The 19968-nt window shown below is 31.8% G+C and carries 23 protein-coding genes; all 23 read right to left on the reverse strand.

The genetic code is table 11. The features are described 5' to 3' along the window. Positions 1 to 81 precede the first annotated feature (81 nt). The 23 genes from ACKGJI_RS10015 to ACKGJI_RS10125 all read right to left on the reverse strand — a co-directional run bounded on the left by ACKGJI_RS10015 (position 82) and on the right by ACKGJI_RS10125 (position 19968). Complete coding sequence (locus ACKGJI_RS10015) at positions 82 to 579, reverse strand: FixH family protein (RefSeq protein ID WP_458700152.1); 498 nt, start codon at positions 577 to 579, stop codon at positions 82 to 84. Next, on the reverse strand, positions 572 to 1174 hold the full coding sequence (locus ACKGJI_RS10020; protein ID WP_458700153.1) for a TPM domain-containing protein: 603 nt from the start codon (positions 1172 to 1174) through the stop codon (positions 572 to 574). The genes ACKGJI_RS10015 and ACKGJI_RS10020 overlap by 8 nt, the downstream gene beginning before the upstream one ends. Positions 1175 to 1276: 102 nt before the next feature. Then, entirely contained in the window at positions 1277 to 1480 is a 204-nt protein-coding gene (locus tag ACKGJI_RS10025; RefSeq protein WP_458700154.1) for a DUF4006 family protein, read from the reverse strand. A gap of 9 nt (positions 1481 to 1489) precedes the next feature. Then, on the reverse strand, positions 1490 to 2338 hold the full coding sequence (locus ACKGJI_RS10030; RefSeq protein WP_458700156.1) for a c-type cytochrome: 849 nt from the start codon (positions 2336 to 2338) through the stop codon (positions 1490 to 1492). Then, on the reverse strand, positions 2339 to 2554 hold the full coding sequence (locus tag ACKGJI_RS10035) for a cytochrome c oxidase, cbb3-type, CcoQ subunit (RefSeq protein ID WP_458700157.1): 216 nt from the start codon (positions 2552 to 2554) through the stop codon (positions 2339 to 2341). Between the two features lie 16 nt (positions 2555 to 2570). Beyond that, complete coding sequence (gene ccoO / locus ACKGJI_RS10040; RefSeq protein ID WP_458700158.1) at positions 2571 to 3236, reverse strand: cytochrome-c oxidase, cbb3-type subunit II; 666 nt, start codon at positions 3234 to 3236, stop codon at positions 2571 to 2573. A gap of 15 nt (positions 3237 to 3251) precedes the next feature. Then, the gene (ccoN, locus tag ACKGJI_RS10045) at positions 3252 to 4718 is read right to left on the reverse strand and encodes a cytochrome-c oxidase, cbb3-type subunit I (RefSeq protein WP_458700159.1); all 1467 of its coding nucleotides are present in this window, start codon (positions 4716 to 4718) and stop codon (positions 3252 to 3254) included. Positions 4719 to 4866: 148 nt separating this feature from the next. Beyond that, positions 4867 to 5544, reverse strand: a complete 678-nt coding sequence (locus tag ACKGJI_RS10050) for a response regulator transcription factor (protein ID WP_458700160.1) — start codon at positions 5542 to 5544, stop codon at positions 4867 to 4869. After that, positions 5531 to 6775, reverse strand: coding sequence for a PAS domain-containing sensor histidine kinase (locus ACKGJI_RS10055; protein ID WP_458700161.1), 1245 nt, complete (start codon positions 6773 to 6775; stop codon positions 5531 to 5533). The genes ACKGJI_RS10050 and ACKGJI_RS10055 overlap by 14 nt, the downstream gene beginning before the upstream one ends. Further along, the gene (locus tag ACKGJI_RS10060) at positions 6772 to 7452 is read right to left on the reverse strand and encodes a sulfite exporter TauE/SafE family protein (protein ID WP_458700162.1); all 681 of its coding nucleotides are present in this window, start codon (positions 7450 to 7452) and stop codon (positions 6772 to 6774) included. Before ACKGJI_RS10060 ends, ACKGJI_RS10055 begins: the two co-directional genes overlap by 4 nt. A gap of 2 nt (positions 7453 to 7454) precedes the next feature. Then, on the reverse strand, positions 7455 to 8585 hold the full coding sequence (carA, locus tag ACKGJI_RS10065) for a glutamine-hydrolyzing carbamoyl-phosphate synthase small subunit (protein ID WP_458700163.1): 1131 nt from the start codon (positions 8583 to 8585) through the stop codon (positions 7455 to 7457). Continuing rightward, positions 8582 to 9136: a DUF507 family protein gene (locus ACKGJI_RS10070; protein ID WP_458700164.1), complete on the reverse strand. Its 555-nt coding sequence runs from the start codon at positions 9134 to 9136 to the stop codon at positions 8582 to 8584. Before ACKGJI_RS10070 ends, carA begins: the two co-directional genes overlap by 4 nt. Before the next feature lie 80 nt (positions 9137 to 9216). After that, positions 9217 to 9831 (reverse strand): LysE family translocator, encoded by a 615-nt coding sequence (locus ACKGJI_RS10075; RefSeq protein WP_458700165.1) that lies wholly within the window; start codon positions 9829 to 9831, stop codon positions 9217 to 9219. A gap of 11 nt (positions 9832 to 9842) precedes the next feature. Further along, the gene (locus tag ACKGJI_RS10080; protein WP_458700167.1) at positions 9843 to 10370 is read right to left on the reverse strand and encodes a MotE family protein; all 528 of its coding nucleotides are present in this window, start codon (positions 10368 to 10370) and stop codon (positions 9843 to 9845) included. A gap of 3 nt (positions 10371 to 10373) precedes the next feature. Continuing rightward, positions 10374 to 10790: a flagellar export protein FliJ gene (locus tag ACKGJI_RS10085; protein ID WP_458700168.1), complete on the reverse strand. Its 417-nt coding sequence runs from the start codon at positions 10788 to 10790 to the stop codon at positions 10374 to 10376. A 416-nt stretch (positions 10791 to 11206) separates the two neighbouring features. Further along, on the reverse strand, positions 11207 to 12460 hold the full coding sequence (locus ACKGJI_RS10090; protein WP_458700169.1) for an adenylosuccinate synthase: 1254 nt from the start codon (positions 12458 to 12460) through the stop codon (positions 11207 to 11209). 18 nt (positions 12461 to 12478) lie between these two features. Further along, positions 12479 to 13318, reverse strand: a complete 840-nt coding sequence (locus ACKGJI_RS10095) for an ATP phosphoribosyltransferase regulatory subunit (RefSeq protein ID WP_458700170.1) — start codon at positions 13316 to 13318, stop codon at positions 12479 to 12481. Continuing rightward, positions 13315 to 14418 carry a pyridoxal-phosphate-dependent aminotransferase family protein gene (locus ACKGJI_RS10100; protein WP_458700171.1) on the reverse strand — a complete coding sequence of 368 codons (1104 nt, stop codon included), beginning with the start codon at positions 14416 to 14418 and terminating at the stop codon, positions 13315 to 13317. Before ACKGJI_RS10100 ends, ACKGJI_RS10095 begins: the two co-directional genes overlap by 4 nt. A 90-nt stretch (positions 14419 to 14508) precedes the next feature. Beyond that, positions 14509 to 15150 carry a PAQR family membrane homeostasis protein TrhA gene (gene trhA / locus ACKGJI_RS10105; protein ID WP_458700172.1) on the reverse strand — a complete coding sequence of 214 codons (642 nt, stop codon included), beginning with the start codon at positions 15148 to 15150 and terminating at the stop codon, positions 14509 to 14511. Positions 15151 to 15206: 56 nt separating this feature from the next. Beyond that, a complete protein-coding gene (gene sstT / locus ACKGJI_RS10110) occupies positions 15207 to 16412 on the reverse strand; it encodes a serine/threonine transporter SstT (protein ID WP_458700174.1) in 1206 nt (401 codons plus the stop codon). A gap of 87 nt (positions 16413 to 16499) precedes the next feature. Beyond that, entirely contained in the window at positions 16500 to 17150 is a 651-nt protein-coding gene (locus ACKGJI_RS10115; protein WP_458700176.1) for an HAD family hydrolase, read from the reverse strand. After that, on the reverse strand, positions 17143 to 19116 hold the full coding sequence (tkt, locus tag ACKGJI_RS10120) for a transketolase (RefSeq protein ID WP_458700177.1): 1974 nt from the start codon (positions 19114 to 19116) through the stop codon (positions 17143 to 17145). Before tkt ends, ACKGJI_RS10115 begins: the two co-directional genes overlap by 8 nt. 6 nt (positions 19117 to 19122) lie before the next feature. Then, a complete protein-coding gene (locus ACKGJI_RS10125) occupies positions 19123 to 19968 on the reverse strand; it encodes a polyprenyl synthetase family protein (RefSeq protein WP_458700178.1) in 846 nt (281 codons plus the stop codon).

The following is a 19968-nucleotide window of genomic DNA, read 5'->3' on the forward strand; positions in this document are numbered from 1 at the left end:
ATGTGTGAAGTAAAAAGTATTGTTATGTTGCCTAAACTTAGGCCTGCACTTTTTTTGTTTTTCGTATTATATCAAATTAAATTATTTAGTAGCATAAACCTCATATTTGTTAAAGCTACTTAAGTCTCCAATTTTTATCTTTGTCAAAATTTGCCAGCGCCCTGGAAGTTCAACTTGAATATTATCAAACTTAAATATTCCATTTTTTGCTGAAGTTAGTTTAAACTCTTTGTTGTAGTCATTTACATCTGGTCTTGTTACAACCAATGTAATGTTAGCATTTTGAATTAATTTATCACTTTTTATATCTTTTATGCTCATCTCAAAGCTATTGTTTGAGCCTATTTTAAATTTATTAGTTTTATAAATAAGGTTATAATTTTTCTCAAATTTTACTTGAGCTTCTTTGATAGCGTTTATGTTTTCATCTACTTGTTGATATTTTTCAAGATAAAAGCTATCCATTTGAACTGGATTATCCATCGAAATTTTAACAACCATAACACATGCAAAGACCATAAACAAAAGTACCATCACAATTCCGTGAGGCCAATAGTTTCTTTCTTTAGCTTTATTCATTTCTAAATTTCCTTCTTTGATAAAGATATCCCAAGATTACAAAGACTAAAAATCCATACACTCCATATCTTAAATAGTGAAGTAAGCTTCTATTTGTGCTACCTATGGCACTTTTTAGTTTAATCCCTTTAGATTTTGCAATTTGTTCTACAATGTCTGCATAACCATTTAGTGTTGCTACATTGTACTTGTCTTTCATTTTTCTATCTGCTAGTATTGGTATGATAGTACCATCCCAAGAAAATGGGCTTAAAGTTCTTTCTTTATCATAAAGACTTTCTACTTCTTTTGAACTAATAATATCTACTTTTTGATTTTCTACAGCTAGGGTTAATAAAACATAAGGCTCTTTTAACTTTAAAGATAATTGTTTCTCAAAATCAATTATGTCATTTTCACCAATATCTTTTGAAACATACGCATAAGCACTAACCCCAGTTTTACTAAAAAGTTCACTACCCATTTCTTCAATTTTTAAAGAAACTTTTTCATTTAGCAAACCATCACTATTTAACAGATAAGTAGCCTGGAGATTAGTAGCTATAAAAAAAGCGCAGAGCATAAGAACTCCACGCTTTAAAAATGAGCTATTCAAAGCTTATCCTACAAACAGATGATTTGAAGTCAAAACCGCCCAAGCAGCAACCACTCCCATTATGATGAGACCTATTGTTATAATTTTATCCATATCATCTTCCTATTGTTTATATTTAACATTTTCTTTATCTATCTTTTTGATAGCACTAGGATTTGTAATCTTATATGGCTTTTCAGCAGCAACTTGTTGAGCTGAAATCCCCCACATTGTAAGTCCAGCCAAGATAGAAAGCAACAATACTGTAGCAATTAGCATGCCAGTAATACCGTGTAATCCAAAAACATTTCTATTTGTATTTTCCATATCTTTTCCTTATTCTGAAAGTGAATTAACGTACTTACCAACAGCAAGTTTTTGAACATCTGTCAAACGACCATCACTAAATGCTGGCATTTTACCAATCATACCTTTTTTACCACGATTTAAAACATCAGCAATAAATTCAGGTTTACCATAGTTTGCTAAAGATGGAGCGCTTCCGCCCATACCTTTTCCATCTTCACCATGACAAGCAGCACAAGTTGCCCATAAAGCTTCACCAGTTGCTACTAAATCTGGGTTCTTACTTTTACCTGTTTTAGCAATTTTTTCAACTACGAAAGCTGCTACTGCTTTTGCACTATCTTTATCTAAAAGTCCAGCTGGCATTTCACCTAGTGGATAGTTTAATCCTTTTGAACCATTAAGTATTGTATGAACTATAGCTTCTTCACTTCCCCAAGAAGTTAAATCTTGAGCTTTTCCATTGATACCATCTCCAGTAATTCCATGACATGGTGCACATTGAACTAAAAATACACCTTCACCCATACCTAACAGTGTTTTATCATCTGGATTAGCCCATTTACTTTCAAACTTAGTATTATAGTTTGATACCTCTTCATTGTACTGACCTATTTGTGAATAACCATTGAGTGGGTATCCTGCAAGAAAATACCAAAGTCCCCAAACAATTGTTCCTAAGAATGCCAATGACCATCCAATAGGCAATTCATTTTTATATTCGCCAATACCATCCCAATTATCTTCTCCTAATTCACCTGTACTTTTGTCGTTTTTCATCTGTTTTACATATTTACCAACAACAAAAACGGTAATTAAAATAATAGCACTAGCACCCAAGATTGCTAGCATATTTACATTATCATTCAGCCAATTCATTTATCGCTCCTCTTTTTTTGCATTTGACGGCTCAACTTCTTCAACTAGAGAATCACTTATATCATCATGAAGAGCTATATTGGCATACTTTTCATAATCAGTGCCACCTTTTTTCTTCGAACTATATAAATAATATGCATAAGAATAAAATATAACTGCCAAAATTACACTACCAAATGCATATCCATAAGCTTGTAGCTCTCTAATTGTTTCCATATCCACCGCTATACCTTTATTTTAAACTATTTAAATATGCAATTAATGCAACAATTTCTTTGATTTCACCTTTTTTCAATGCCTCTTTTACCTCTGGAGACTTCATATCAGCAACAATTGCTTGAGCCTCTTTTAGAGCTGATTTTTTAGCATCATCTAAAGAGCCAAGTTTTGGCATATCTGGCTTATCATAAGGAACGTTGAAAACTTCTTTTACAGTTAATGCCTCAGCATAAGCTGTATCAAGATCTGCTGCGTTTTTAAACATATGAGGATACTTAGGCATGATTGAACCTGGAACTATTTCAGCAGGATTTAGCATATGATGTTCATGCCAATCTGTTGTTCTATAGTTTCCAATTCTATGTAAATCTGGACCAGTTCTTTTTGATCCCCATAAAAACGGTCTATCATAAGCATACTCTCCACTTAAGCTGTACATTCCATATCTATCAGTTTCTGATTTAAATGGACGAATAAGCTGTGAGTGACAAGCATTACAACTATCTTTTATATAAACATGACGTCCTGCTAATTGCAGTACTGTGTATGGTTTTGTGCCTACTACTGGTCTAGCACTATTCATAAAATCTGGTAAAATTGTGATTATACCAGCATAAGCAACAACCAAAAACACACCTACCGCAAAAAAGAATGGATTTCTTTCTAACCAATGAAACATATTACTCTCCTCCTTTTACGCTGCCATAGGTGAAGCATATTGAGGTTCTTTCTCAATTGCTTTACTTGCAGTTGCTGTTTTGTACATATTATAAGCCCACATAAATACCCCTATTAGGTATAGTGTTCCACCGATTGCTCTTAATGTATAGTAAGGATGAAGTACTGTAACTGTATCTATAAAAGAGTAAGCTAAGTTACCGTATTGGTCAGTTGCTCTCCACATCATACCTTGAGTAATACCTGCAATCCACATACTTGTAAAGTAAAGAACTATACCAGTTGTTTGAATCCAAAATTGTGATTCCATAAGTTTTTTACTGTAAATCTCTCTTTTAAACATTCTTGGAGCCATATGAAACAATCCAGCTATAATCATAAATCCAACCCAGCCTAGTGTTCCATCATGAACGTGTCCTGGAATCCAGTCTGTAAAGTGTGCTAGAGCATTTACTGATTTAATTGCTTGAATAGGTCCTTCAAGCGTTGAGAACATATAGAATGTTGAAGCCAGTACATAAAATTTAATTAGTGGATTTTCTTTTAGTTGTCCCCACTCACCTTTCATAGTAAGTAGCATATTTATCGCACTACCCCATGAAGGAAGAATTAGAACTACTGAGAAGATTGATCCCATAGTTTGTACCCAATCAGGAACTGTTGAATAAAGAAGGTGGTGTCCACCTGCCCAAAGATAAACAAACATAAGTCCCCAGAAACTTAAAATTGAAAGTTTATATGAAAATACTGGTTGTCCTGATTCTTTTGGTAAAAAGTAGTAAATCATTGCAATGATAGGAACAGTAAAAACAAATGCAACCGCATTGTGTCCATACCACCATTGAACCATAGCATCATTTGTTCCTGCATACATTGATACAGAGTGATACCATTTACCAACTCCTGCTATAAAGTATGTTGGTACTTCCATGTTGTTGAAAAGATAAAGCATTGCAACACCCAAAAATGTTGCTATATAATACCAAACAGAGATATAAAGAGTTTTTTCTCTTCTTATTCCTATAAGTCCAAAAATGCTCATACCCCATATAACCCATACAACTACAACTGCAACGTCAATTGGCCATTCAAACTCAGCATACTCTTTTGATGTTGTTATACCAAGCAATAAACTTACAACAACACTCAAGACTACCAATATGTATAGCCAAAAATGAAGTCTACCTAAAAACATTAAAAATGGTGACTCTGCCATAGATACTTTAAGTACCCTTTGCCCAACATAGTACCAAGTAGCAAATATACCACTTAAAGTAAAGCCAAATGCAACTGCATCAGTATGCAAAGGTCTTAACCTTCCAAATGTACCAAATTCTCCAGCTAAATTACTTAACTCTGGGAAAGCCATTTGAAAAGCTATAAGTACACCTACAGTCATACCAATAATACCAAATGCTATGGTAGCGACTGTAAAGCACTTTGCAACTGAATAGTCGTAGTTAATCATGTTACTAGACTGCATCAATTCCTCCTAATTTTGTTTTATGTCACAAAAATATCACATAATTGTGAGAATTATAATATATTCTCTATACGATAAAGCTTAATAAGATTAAATTTGTGTTAAATATAGTAGGCTAAATAAATTTTTAAGAATCAAAATCAAAAATTTATTCGTCATAGTTTATTTTATATCCAAGTCCAGGAACATTTTTTATAAAGTCTTTCCCTGTTTTTTCTCTAACTCTTTTAATAAATGTCCTAATTGCAGCATCAGTTACGTTTTTATTTGTCCAAACATATTTTTTTATTTCTTCATGAAGGACAAAGACACCTAGATTTTTGACTAAAATAGAAATAAAAAGAAGTTCTTTTTTCGTCAAAGGAATTGTTTCTCCATTTTTTATCAAAACTTTTCTTATTTTATCAAATTGATATCCACCACCTAGTTCTGTAATTTGATCAACTGATAGCAATTCTTTTGCTACTAATTCTAAAGTATTCATAAGTTCATCTGGATCAATTGGCTTAATTAAATATTTATCTATTCCAACATCAATTGCTTTTAATAATCTTTCTTTCTCACTAAATGCACTCATAACTATTATAGGAGTTTCACGGGATAGTTTTTTAATCTCTTTTGACATCTCTAAACCATCACAAATAGGCATCAAAATATCAGTAACTACAATATCTGGTTTATATTTTTTAAATTTTTTTAATCCATCATCACCATCACGAGCAACAATAAACTGTTTAAATTCATCAGATATTGCACTTTCGAGTGCATTTCTTAACTCTTTTTCATCTTCAACAAATAAAACTGTTAAATTGCTAAGATTGCCCATCACACTTCTCCTTATTTTCACAAACTGGAATCTTTATATCAAAACATACCCCACCTTCACAATTATATGCACTTATAGTACCATTCATGCTATTTTGAACAATCATTCTGCTCATGTAAAGCCCAAGACCTGTACCACTACTAGCATGTTTTGTTGTAAAGTATGGCTCAAAAATTTTATCTAATATGTCTTCTTTTATTCCGCCAGCATTATCTTTAAAGCTAATGATAGCATAATTTTTATCAAACTTTTTAATTTCTAAAATTATCACTCTATTGTTAAGGCTTTTTTTATTATAGGCATCTTTTGAATTATTAAGTAAATTAATTAAAACTTGAGAAAATTCACTAAGATAACCTTTTATCCAAACTTCATTATGATAAAGCACATCTAGCTTGATTTCGTGCCTTTGAAGAGTTCCTTGCATAATGAGCATTGCTTCATCAAGTGCATTTTTTACTGAAAAAACTTCTTTTGGCCTGTGAGGATTAAAAAAATTTCTAAAATCTTCAATAGTATCGCTCATTTTTTTTATAACTTTTTTTGACTCTTCGTAAGCTTCTGCAAAATCTATATTGTTATCATTGTATCTTTTAAAAATTTTTTTAATTTTATATAAGATTATTCCAAGTTCACTTAGAGGTTGTCGCCACTGGTGAGCAATATTTCCCATCATCTCACCCATTGCAGCAAGACGAGATTGTTGAAATAAGACTCTGTCTTTATCTCTATTTTTCTCTACTTCTTCTTTTACTCTTTTCTCAAGATTTTCATTTAACTCTCTTAGCTCTTTTGTTTGTTTTCTTACTCTCTCTTCTAATGTTGCATTTAACTGCTCTAGCTCTTCTTCTTTTTGTTTAAGTTGTTTTGTTAATTTTACATTTTCTGTAACATCATAACGAATTGCAATAAATTCTTCTATTTCGTCTTTTTCATTTACCATAGGTATTACAGTCGTATTTACATAAAATGTACTTCCATCTTTTGCTAAATTTTTTACAGTTGATACATAAGTTTTTTTAGCCTTGATAGTTTTCCAAAGTTTTTCAAATACCTCTTTTGGAACATCAGGGTGTCTTATGATATTGTGATTTTTCCCAATCAATTCCTCTCTAGAGTACCCAGAAATCTTGCAAAATTCATCATTTACAAAAGTTATTACTCCGTTTAGATCAGTTTTTGAAACAATATTACTAGACTCAATTGCTTCTTGATATCTTTTTAAATTCATCCTCTAACCGCCATAAAACCCTCATATGAGATATATATACCATAAGCCATAATAACTACCGATGCAGTTTTTATCATAATTTCTCTAAAACTTGTACTTTTTAAAAATCCAACAATAAAACCAAAGCTTAATAAAACTGGGATTGTTGAAATCCCAAAAATGAACATTGTAACTGCTCCCCAAAACATTGAACCTGTAGCTGCTGCACTTATTGCAAAAAAATAAACTAATCCGCAAGGTAAAAAACCATTTAAAAGTCCAAGTCCATAAAAACTAAGGTAAGATTTTGAGTGAATCAATGAAGAAAATATTTTTTTAACCCAACCATCACTTGATATACTGCACTCTAAAGAAGTTAAAAACCTAATTTTTCCCATCAAAGATAAGCCCATTAAAACCATAAGTAAACCGATAAAAAAATACAAATACCCAGTTGACGTTTTTGAAAAGGAAATTACACTTCCAATATAACCAAAAACTGCACCTAAAAAAGTATAAGATGTTACTCTTCCTATGCTATAAAACATATGAGAAAAAAATTGCGAAATTCTTGATGATTTTGGATCAATTTTAGCGCTACTATAAGCTACTATAAAACCACCGCACATCCCAATACAATGGCCTAAACTTCCTAGTAATGCTACACTTATGATTGCAAATAAATTAATATTATCCATATTTAAAGGCTATTTGCAAACTCTTTAAATATATACTTGCTATCGTGAGGACCAGGACTAGCTTCAGGATGATGCTGTACTGAAAAAATAGGTTCATCATTATATTTTAAACCCTCAATTGTATTGTCAAAAAGGTTTATGTGAGTTGTTTTTGCAATTTCACAAATGTTATCAGGAACATTATAATTGTGATTTTGGGCAGTTATTTCTACAATTTTACTATCTTGATTTTTAACAGGATGATTACCACCATGCTGACCAAATTTTAATTTATAAGTAGGATAACCATGAGCAATTGATAAAAGCTGATGACCAAGACAGATTGCAAACATTGGAATTTTCTCTTCTATAAGCTTTTGTATCTTTTTTACTTCATCTTTAAGTATCAAAGGATCACCAGGGCCATTTGATAAAAATACACCACTTATTTCTCCACTTTTATACCTTTTTATAAGCTCATTTTCATCAAAACTATGAGGAACTACTTCTACTTCAAGTCCAGCTTCTGATAATTCATTTAAGATATTTCTTTTCACTCCAAAATCAATTGCTACAATCTTTTTACCAAGATTTCCCTCAGCAACTTTATACTTTAACTCTTTATCATCCCAAGCCCCACTAGTATGGATATAGCTCTCTTTTGTACTTACTTTTTCTATGTAATTTACTTCTTCAATTCGAGGAGAGTTTTTAAGAATTTTTTTTAACTCTTCCTTATCTTTTATCTCAGTAGAAGCAATCATCATTTGTGGACCATTGTCCCTAATCATTTTTGTTAAATATCTTGTATCAATATCGCAAATTCCTAAACTTTCGTGAGTTTTTAAAAATTTACTTAAAGATGTAGTTGCTCTAAAACTCGAGTAATCTTCATTCAAACTTCTAACAAGCATTCCACTTGCATGGATTGTTTTACTCTCCATATCATCATCATTTGTTCCAACTATCCCAATCTCAGGCATACTAAATACAACAAACTGTCCAGCATAGCTAGGATCACTCATGATTTCTTGATATCCGCTCATAGAAGTGTTAAAAACTATTTCTCCAACCTTAGTTCCGCTATATCCAAAGCTTTTTGCTTCTAAATAAACATCATTTTCAAGATAGATATATATAGGCTTTAAACTCATAGAAGTAACCCTCTTTTTCTTAATTCTTCTTCATAAAGTCTTTCAAAGACCAAATCATACTCTGGAGTTCCAGCAATTAATTTTCTTTTGTAATTATCAATTTTTTCTGCAACTATCTCTTCTACGCTTTCAAAACTTTCTATATAACTTTCCATTGCGTTATAAATTATATTTTTAATTCTATTTTCACTAACACTGTACTCAATTAAATTATCTTGCCAAATTTTCTCTTGTATCTTATGAGCTAAATCACTATATCTATCTTCATAAGATAAAACTACTTCATACTCTTTTGCTAATTTTTTCTTTACAAGCCAAAACATATTTCGTCTATCAACTTGCATAAACTCCATATCATCTTCATTTTCATCCAAAATTTCAGCGACTCTAGCTTCTAGTGCCATCTCTTTTTTTATATCTTCTTCGATTAATTCTTCTGCTACTTTTACAACTGGTTCTAATCCACTATGCAAAGTAACAAAACCACTCTTTAATAAATCTATAGCTATTTTATTTGCAATATATGGTGCGTGAGGTAATCTGATTTTCATTTATGCAGACCTTATATATAATTTTTCCCATTTTATCTAAAATTAGGTAAATATCTGCTTTGTCACAAAAAAGTTGTTTACTATGATTTCAATATCAATGCGCTTCCAGCTCCTATCATAACGCCACCAGCAAACTTGTTTATAATCTTTTGAGTTTTTGGTTTTTTTATAGCTTCTCTTGCTTTAGATGCAAAGTAAGCATAACTTCCTAATACTAAAGTTAATATTGTTGCAACTAAAAAAGAAACTAAAATGATATCAGATAAACTTAAAGTTGAAAGATTGATAAAAGTTGGAAGAAATCCCAAATAAAAAAGTATAACTTTTGGATTACTAATACAAATCAAAAAGCCAGAGACAAAATCTTTGAGTAAAGAATCACTTTTTAATGACTTAATTTCTTTTTCATTTGGTTTTGCACGAAATATTTTAACACCAAGATATAAAAGATAAATTCCACCTATGTATTTGACTATGACAAATATATCTCCTAACATATTAGCAATTGCACTAAGACCAAAAATAGCCATTAGTAAAAATATAAGATCCCCTATGACTATGCCAATTGACATAGCAAATGCATGAGAAAAACCTGAACCCAAAGCTCTTGCAACAATCGCAAAGGTTCCAGGGCCTGGACTAGCCATAAATATAAACAATGCTCCGCTAAAAGCTAAAATTGTTAAAAAATCCATAATTTATTCTTTTACTTTTTTGTTGCATTTTCATCAAAAGGCGGTCCAATTCTTAATCTTTGAGTTATTTGTGAAGCTGTTTTTGGATTCATCTTTGCCATAATTTTTGAAACTTTTTTAGAATCAAGTGTAAACATAACCGCTGCTGCTTCGTTGATTGGTAATTGTTCTAAAATAGAAGCTGCTGCAGAATCTTTCATCTTAGCATAGCTTTGAGATATTTTATCATTTTTAGCACCATTGATTGCTTCTAATAATTTTTTGTTCTCATCTAACATTTTTTGAATTTGAGCTTTTTTAGCTTCAATCTCTTTCATTGTTGCATTTAAATCTGCTCTTTTTTTATCCAAGTTTGCTTTTTGTTTATCAAATAAAGCATTTGAAGCAGCCCTTAGAGCTTCAAAAGATTGTCTTGCTTCATCAATCTTTTCAATCTCTTTTAAAAGCTCACTCTTTCTTTCTTCAAATATTTTTGTACAATCAACACTAGCAGCATTTAAAATGGTATAAGACAACAAAAATAAAAATAAAATTCTCAAACTTTACCCCTTATTTACAAACAACATTGTAGAAACCTCATCCAAATCAAGTTGTTCTTGCTTTTTAATCTTTTTCATCCACTCTTCAAAATCTCTTTTTTCAAGATACTTCATTTTTTCATATTCCATTCTGGCTCTTTTGTATTTATCTTGAAGTTGTTTTATTTCATTTTGAGAAATTTCGAGTTCTCTTGATAAATTACTCTTTTCATCTCTTAAAATTTTCAAATTCTCTCTAAATTGAAGCATCAAAGAAATCGAACCTTCTTTGGGTACTTTAGTCTCTTCAATTTGTTTACATGTAAAGCTTAATTTCTTTGATATATTTTGTTCTTTATACCTAGCTTTTGCCAAAAGAGTTTCCACCCTATCCATCATCTGTTTTTTAACTTTGACTATGGGTGTGAACTTGCTTTTCATTTAACTGTCTCCTTTTTACTGAGCGAAGCCCAGCAAAAATTCCTCTCACTGAAGCACAACCTTACGGTCGTATTTCTTTTTATTATCTCCTTTTTACTGAGCGAAGCCCAGCAAAAATTCCTCTCACTGAAGCACAACCTTACGGTCGTATTTCTTTTTATTATCTCCTTTTTACTGAGCGAAGCCCAGCAAAAATTCCTCTCACTGAAGCACAACCTTACGGTCGTATTTCTTTTTATTATCTCCTTTTTACTGAGCGAAGCCCAGCAAAAATTCCTCTCACTGAAGCACAACCTTACGGTCGTATTTCTTTTTATTGTCTCCTTTTTACTGAGCAAAACTAGCAAATACGACTTTGCGTAGCGAAAAGTTTCTCTGAAAGCTCAGCAAAATCCTTTAAAACTCTTTTTTAAAACTTACAATACTATTGTATCATTTCTATCAGGGCTAGTTGAAATTATTCCTACTTTTGTATTTGTTAATTCTTCAATTCTTTCTATATACTTTTTAGCATTATCAGGTAATTTTTCATATTCACTTATGCCTTTAACACTATCCCATCCATCTATTTCTTCATAAATTGGCTTAACTCCATCTAAATTACTTGGCATATAATCAATCGTTTTACCATCTACTTCATACGCAACACAAATTTTAATCTTTTCAAAACCATCTAAAACATCTAGTTTCATTAAAGCAAATTGGTCACAACCATTTAATCTTGAAGAGTATTTAACGCTTACTGCATCAAACCAACCACATCTTCTTCTTCTACCTGTTGTTGTACCAACTTCTCTTCCAACATCAGCCATTCTTTTTCCATCTTCACCAAAATCTTCAGTAGGAAATGGACCGTGTCCAACTCTTGTTGTATATGCTTTTACAATTCCTGTTACAATTCCTATATCTTTTGGATTAATTCCAAGTCCTGTGCAAGCTCCTGCACTAACTGTTGATGAACTTGTAACATAAGGATAAGTTCCATGGTCAATATCTAAAAGAGTTCCTTGAGCACCTTCTAAAAGAATTTTTTTATTTTTATCTAGTGCATCCCAAACCATCTTTGTTGTATTTGCAATGAATGGAGCTAATTTTTCTTTGTATGATTTAAGTTGAGCAAGCAATTCTTCTTTACTTGGAGTTTCTACATGTAAAGCATCATAAAGTGGTTTATTTACGCCAAATTCAGCTAAAATAGAATCACAAAGTTTTTCTACATCTAAAAGTTCTCCAACTCTATGCCCAACTCTGTTTATCTTATCTGCATATGCTGGACCTATTCCTTTTCCAGTAGTCCCAATAGCCTTATCACCTTTTAGCTTCTCTCTTGCTATATCAATCAATGAGTGATATGGTAAATTCAGATGTGCTTTATCGCTGATAAAAAGTCTTCCTTCTAAATTTTCAAACTGTTCCATCTCTTTTATGATTGATTCGGGTGCTAGTACAACTCCATTTCCGATTATATTAATAGCATCTTTATTTAAAACTCCAGAAGGTATAAGGTGCAGTGCGTATCTTACTCCATCAACCCATATTGTATGACCTGCATTGTGTCCGCCTTGACTTCTACATACCACATCATAATTTTGAGCAAGCATATCTACAATCTTGCCTTTTCCTTCATCTCCCCACTGTATTCCTACTATCAAATCTGCTTTATTAGCCATCTTTCTTCCTATCAATTACTATTTTATAGTTTCTATTAATGAATCTGTATATAGACCAAAACCACTTGATTCTAAGCCTTCGCTCTCATAGCTACCACCCTTTGCAAGAGTTGTGTTTTTTTGAATAAATCTAAAAAACAGTTCATCATAATATCTCATATTAACATAATACAAAGGTGAAAAATGCACATTATCATATCCGCATGTTTTATATAGCTTTTTCATTTTTTCAAGCTCTTTTTTTATATCATCTGGAACTACTTTAATAACACTATCTATATCTTCTGGCTTTACAAGACAAGCTAATTTATCTAGCCAATCAATTTTTAAAGAGAGTATTTTTTGCAGTTCTGATCTCTCAAAAATATCTAAATTAAGATTTAACTCTTTTGCTATAATCTTTGGGATTTTTATATTGCTTATATGCATCAATGGTTTTATATTAAACTTATCAAAAATTTTAACACAAATCTTAATAGAATCAGCCACATCACTAGAACCAATAAACTCTGCACCAATTTGATTGACTTCAAAGCTTGGGTATCTAAAAACAGGTTGAATATAAAACCATTTGTTTTGTTCTGTAGTTCTTCCCAATCTTTTTGTAATAAGCCTAACAACATCTTGTGTACTATCAGCTCTAAGAGAAATTAGATTATTTCTCTCATCAGAAAAGCGAATTATCTCTTTTTCATCTAAACTTTTGTGTTGATGATAAGAAAAAAATGGAGTTACAATCTCTTCAAACCCAGCATCTTCTAAAACATCACTTGCAACTCTTTCAATTTGCCTTTTTAGTTTGGCACTTTTTGCAAAATATAACCTACTTCCATTTGGGATTTCATGTTCATTTATCATTTATAATACTCTTTTGTAAAAATTGAATTTGCTCTTCCATCATACTCTCTTCTTCCAAGTTCATCTAAAGCAAGCTCTATAGAATTCAAACACCATGCAATTTCATATGGTTTAACCAATCCCATATGATTAATCCTAAATAGTGTTGATTTTACATGGTCTTGTCCACCAGCCATATTTACACCATATTTTGTTTTTAAAATACTTCTTATCTTGCTAGCATCTTCATCATAAACTGCACTCATTGAAATTGCTGGAGATTTTGGAAAAATATTTAATCCAAGCTCTTTTAAAGCCTCTTTTGTAGCATCTGATAATTTTTTAGTATCCTCATAAAGTTTATCAAAACCATCAACTTTTATTTGCTCTAACATAGCTTTTAAACCTATGATTAGAGTTGTTGCTGCAGTCCATGCAGTTGTATTTTTCTTTTGCTTTTGCAACTCTGTTTTTAAATTAAAATAATACCCAACGCCATTTTCTTCTATGATTTTTATAGCTTCCGCACTTAATCCAATAAGAGCAAGTCCAGGAGGTAACATAAGAGCTTTTTGGCTTCCACTAATAAGTGCGTCCAAATTTGAAGTATCAATTTTTTCAACGCCAACTGCTGTTATTCCATCAGCTACTATCATAACATCTTTGCGTATTTTTTTAACCTCTTTTGCAATCTCTTCAACTGGATGTCTAAGACCTCCAGCACTCTCACAAACTTGTATAAAAACAGCATCTATCGCTTCATCATTTTTTATTTCATTAACTACATCTTCTACACTACAAGGTGTATTCCAGTCATATTTTAATTCTTTATATTCTTTATTATGAGCTTTACAGATTTTTCCAAACCTCTCACCAAATTTTCCGGCATTTATTGTTAAAGCTTTTGAGCGGCAGAGATTTAAAACACTAGCTTCCATAGCTCCAGTACCGCTACTAGCTAAAACTAAAACTTCTTCCATGCAAAAAAGCTCTTTTAAAAGCACTCTTGTTTGAGCAAAAATTGCTTCAAATTCTGGAGTTCTATGATGTAGTGTTGGTTCGCTCATAGCAACTCTAATATTTTCAGGAACTGGTGTTGGTCCAGGAGTCAGTAGTAACATATTTCGCCTCAATTATAATTTTGTATTTTATTCTCACTATACATAGTAAGTAAAGATAGCTATTTTATCCAAAAATTACTTTTTATTTGTTTACACCACATAAAATAAAGTCATAAGATAGTGAGACATACTTCCTAAAAGCACAAATATATGCCATATTATATGATTATAGGGAATTGATTTTTTAACATAAAATACAACCCCAACGGAGTAGAAAATACCTCCTAAAAGCATTAAAATAAAGCCGTTAGTATCCATAGTTTCTAAAATTTTTCCAATTGCAACTACAATGAGCCATCCCATACCAAGATACAAAACCAAAGATAGTTTTTTAAATCTATTTGGATACAAAAATTCTAGCAATACTCCAACAATAGCTATACTCCAAATAATTAAAAATATACTCCAACCCAAAGTTCCACCAAGCGAAACTAAAGTTATGGGAGTGTATGTTCCTGCAATTAAAAGATATATTGAAGCATGATCAAACTGTCTAAATACCTGCTTTGCTTTTTCATTGGTAATTGCATGATAAAGAGTAGAAGAAGAATAAGCAATTATTAGTGTTGCACCAAAAATAGCTGAGCTTACTATACTAATAGAGCTTCCTTTTATAGCTGAATAAGCTACAAGGATACAAAGTCCTACAATGCTAAGAACTACACCAATTCCATGTGTAACACTATGCCAAACTTCTTCTATTTGGGTATATCTTTTTGATAAATTTTCCATCCTTGTCCTTTTAATGGCTTATTCAAGAATGGAATTGTAACAAATATCTGTTTTGATTACTCTTTATGACAAGCTGCTGTAAAAATTACATCAGTTGAGCTATTTAGTGCAGTTTCAAGTGAATCTTGAATTACACCAATGATAAATCCAATAGCAACCACTTGCATGGCTATGTCATTGCTTATACCAAACAAACTACATGCTAAAGGAATAAGCAAAAGTGAGCCTCCAGCTACACCACTTGCTCCACAAGCTGCTAGTGCAGAAACAACACTTAAAAGAAGAGCCGTTGGAATATCAACTAAAATTCCCAAAGTATTTACAGTTGCTAAAGTTAAAACAGTAATGGTAACAGCAGCCCCAGCCATATTCGTAGTAGCACCTAATGGAATAGAAACTGAGTAAGTGTCTTCATGAAGATTTAATTTTTTACATAAATTTAAATTCACTGGAATATTTGCAGCTGAACTTCTCGTAAAAAAAGCAGTAATTCCACTCTCTTTTATACATGTAAAGATTAATGGAAAAGGATTTTTCTTAGTTTTTACGAATACTATGATTGGATTTACTACAAATGCTATAAAAAGCATAGTTCCAACTAAAACAGCCAATAATTTGCTATATCCCAAGAGTGATTCAAACCCTGTTTTAGAAAAAGTATTTGCAACAAGTCCAAATATACCAAATGGAGCAAGTCTAATGATGAATTTTACTATTTTTGTAATTCCAACTGATACATCATTGAAGATACTTTTTGTTTCTTTTGAACTATAGTGCATGGCAACTCCTATAGCGATTGCCCATACCAAAATTCCTATAAAATTACCTGTTGCCAAAGCATTCACTGGATTATCCACCATATTAAATAAAACAGTTTTTAAAACACTCACAACGCTATCTGGTGGATTTAAATTTGTATTTGCACTATCCATTAAAACTAATTTAACAGGAAACATAAAGCTAGCAAGTACAGCAATTAATGCTGCTAAAAATGTTCCAATCAAATAAAGAGTTATTATAGGTTTTATATTGATTTGTGAACCTACTTCTTTTGTAGCAATTGCAGTTGCTACTAAAACAAAAACTAATATAGGAGCAATAGCCTTTAAAGCACCAACAAAAAGACTTCCTAAAATCGCAACTGCACCAGCTAAACTAGGTGAAACCAATGCAACTACAACACCAAGGACAATACCAATTAAAATCTGTATAACTAAATTTCCACTAGCATACTTATCTACTAGATCCTTACTTACGCCCATAAACAACCTCCATTGTTATTTGAAAAATGGGATTATATCGTAAGATTTGTAAAAGTTTTTTTACATATTAAGTTTATGGAATATCTTTTATAATGTAGCTAAGATTTTTATCAACTCTTTTGGATTGCTAGCTATGTATTTTGCTCCATTTTCTTCTAATTCTTTTTGTGACCTAAATCCCCATAATACACCAACTGAATCAATGTTGGCATTTTTTGCAGTTTGCATATCTACCTTAGTATCTCCCACAAAAAGTGTTTCTTCAGGCTTTACATGTAATTCTTGCATAATTTCAAATACAGCTTCGGGGCTAGGTTTTCTAGGAATCCCTTCTCTTACACCATAAACTGCATCAAATTTCCAATTGTTAAAATATTTTAAAACACATTTTTTTGTAAAAGCATGAGGCTTGTTGGATAAAACAGCAATCTTAATGCCCTTAGTTTGCAAAAAAGTTAAAAGTTTATTTATATCATTGTAAGGCTTTGTATTTTTACTGTACTGCTTAGCGTAGTGTTTTTCAAACATTTCTAATGCCAATTTTCTATCATCTTCACTGGCATTTGGCAACAAATCTTTAAAAAGCTGGACTGCACCTTTTCCTACAAGGAGTTTATACTCACTTGTAGAAAAAGGTTTTATACCAAATTGTTCTATTACATAATTACAACTTATTTTTAAATCCTCAATGGTATCAAGCAAAGTTCCATCTAAATCAAAAATAACAGCTTTATACATCACAGCTTGTTGTCTCTTTATACTCAACTTCTAGTAACTTACAAGCTCTTTTTACTATATTTTCTTCACTAAAACCAAATTTTTTAAATAATTTATCAGCAGGAGCACTAGCACCAAATCTTTGCATACAAATAACATCATCAGCAAATCTATACCACTCAACCCCACTAGAAGCTTCAACAGCTAAAACTTTTGTAGATTTATCAACAATAGAGTCTATATACTCTTTATCTTGTTCTACTAATAAATCAAAACAAGGAACACTTACTATATTTGCTCTTATTCCTAATTTTTCTAAGGCACAAGCAGCTCTTAATGAAGTATAAACCTCACTACCGCTAGCAATTAAAGTTAAATTGGCATTTTCTCTTTTTGTGAGCAAATATCCACCATTACTAACATCACCTATAACTCTATCATCTTTTAATACTTTTAATTTTTGACGAGAACAAACAAAAGCACTTGGAGCACTTAATTCTAATGCTTTTTTCCACGCTTTTACATTTTCACTAGCATCAGCTGGACGCCACACATAAAAGTTAGGCATAGCTCTGTATTGACTCAATTGTTCAATTGGCTGATGAGTTGGGCCATCTTCTCCAACTCCTATACTATCATGAGTCCAGACATAAAAAGTTTTAAGTCCCATTAGTGCACTTAGTCTTGCTGCTGGTTTTAAATAATCACTAAATATAAAAAATGTCGCACTAAAAGGGATAAACAAGCCATATAAAGCAAAAGAGTTAGCAATAGCAGCCATTGAGTGTTCACGAATACCAAAATGGATATTTCTTCCACAAGGAAAATCTCCCATACCTTTTAATTCGCTCTTATTTGAAGGCCCTAAATCCGCACTTCCTCCAATAAAACCTGGAATTGATTTTGCAATAGCATTTAAGATTTTTCCATTACTATCACGAGTTGCAACTCCATCTCCTACTTCAAAACTAGGATACTCTATCTTACTAAAATCTGGATTTAATAATTTTTCAAAAAGTTCTTTTTGCTCATTGCTTAAATCATTTTCTACTACTTTTTCCCACGCCTCTTGAGCTAAAGTTCCTCTTTTTGCTTCAGCTTCAAATTGTTCTTTTACTTTGGTATCTATAAAAAATTTATTTTGTGGATCAAATCCTGCTTTTTTCTTAGCATTTGCAATTTCATCTTCTCCTAAAGGAGCTCCATGAGAATGGTGGCTTCCTTCAAGTTCACATGCACCTTTTGCAATCACAGTATCTGCTATTACTAATAGTGGTTTTGTTTGCTCTTTTGAATTTTCTAGTACAGCGTTAATTTCATCAAAATCATGACCATCAATCTTTGCTACGCTCCAACCTTGAGCTTCAAACCTAAGCTTTACATCCTCGCTCCAAGCAATACTCGTATCACCCTCAATTGTAATGTTATTTGAATCATAAATTACAACCAAATTATCTAAGCTCAAATGCCCAGCCAAAGAACAAGCTTCATAGCTAATTCCCTCTTGTAAGTCTCCATCTCCACATAAACAATAAACTTTATGGTCAATTACTTTTGTATTTTCACTATTTAAAATATTACCAGCATATTTTGCAGCCATTGCAAAACCTACTGAATTTGTAATTCCTTGTCCAAGTGGTCCAGTTGTTACTTCAACACCTGGTACATCTCTATACTCAGGGTGACCTGGAGTTTTACTTCCTAATTGTCTAAATTCTTTTAAATCCTCTAAACTGATATCATATCCGCTTAAGTGTAAAAATGAATAAACTAAACTAGAAGCATGTCCACCACTAAAAATTAGTCTATCTCTATTTATCCATTTTGGATCTTTTGGATTATGTTTTATATGCTTACTTAAAACTGTAACAATATCAGCAAGTCCCATAGGAGCACCTGGATGTCCACTATTTGCTTTTTGCACCATATCAGCACACAAAAATCTTATTGTATTTGCTTGTTTTTGAAGTAACTCTTTGTTTTGCATTATTTATTATCCTTTAAAATATTCACTTATTATTTTTTGTAGCCTATTTGCCAACTCATTATCTAAATTTTTAACATCATTTTTTAACTCATTTAAAAGTTCCTCTTTCTTCTTCTGTGCACCATCTAACCCCAAAAGATTTACAAATGAATTTTTATTGCCATCATTGCATGTTGGTTTTCCTGCATCTTGCGTGCTCATAGTAGCATCGATGATATCATCTTCAATTTGAAATAACAATCCAAGTTTTAAGCCAAATTCATACAAAATATCTTGAGATTTTTTATCTAACTCACAAATTACTGCTCCCATTAACAATGAAGCTGCAATTAATTTTGCTGTTTTATTTATATGTAAAAACTTCAGCTCATCCAAACTTAGTTTCTTGTTTTCAAATTCACAATCAATTGCCTGACCGATAATCATACCACCAATACCACCATCTCTTGCTAAAATAGACACCAATTTAACTTTAATCTCATCACTCAATGGAGCATTTGCTATAAGATAAAAAGCATGAGTGTTTAAGGCATCTCCAACAAGCGTTGCAGTTACTTCATCATAAGTTACATGTAAAGTAGGTTTTCCTCTTCTCAAATCTGAATCATCCATACATGGTAAATCATCATGAATCAAAGAGTATGTATGAAGCAGTTCAACTCCTAATGCAACATGAAGAGCATTTTTTACTAATAAGGGATTTGAAGCTTCAACTACATTTAAAAGCAAAAGTGGTCTAAACCTCTTTCCTCCGGCATTTAACATCTGAGATAGGGCATCATTAAAATGAGGGTGAAAACTATCTACTTTTGGCAGATTTTCTTTTAAAAAACTTTCAAACAATTCTAGCAA

It is taken from the genome of Sulfurospirillum sp. 1307, assembly GCF_054408545.1.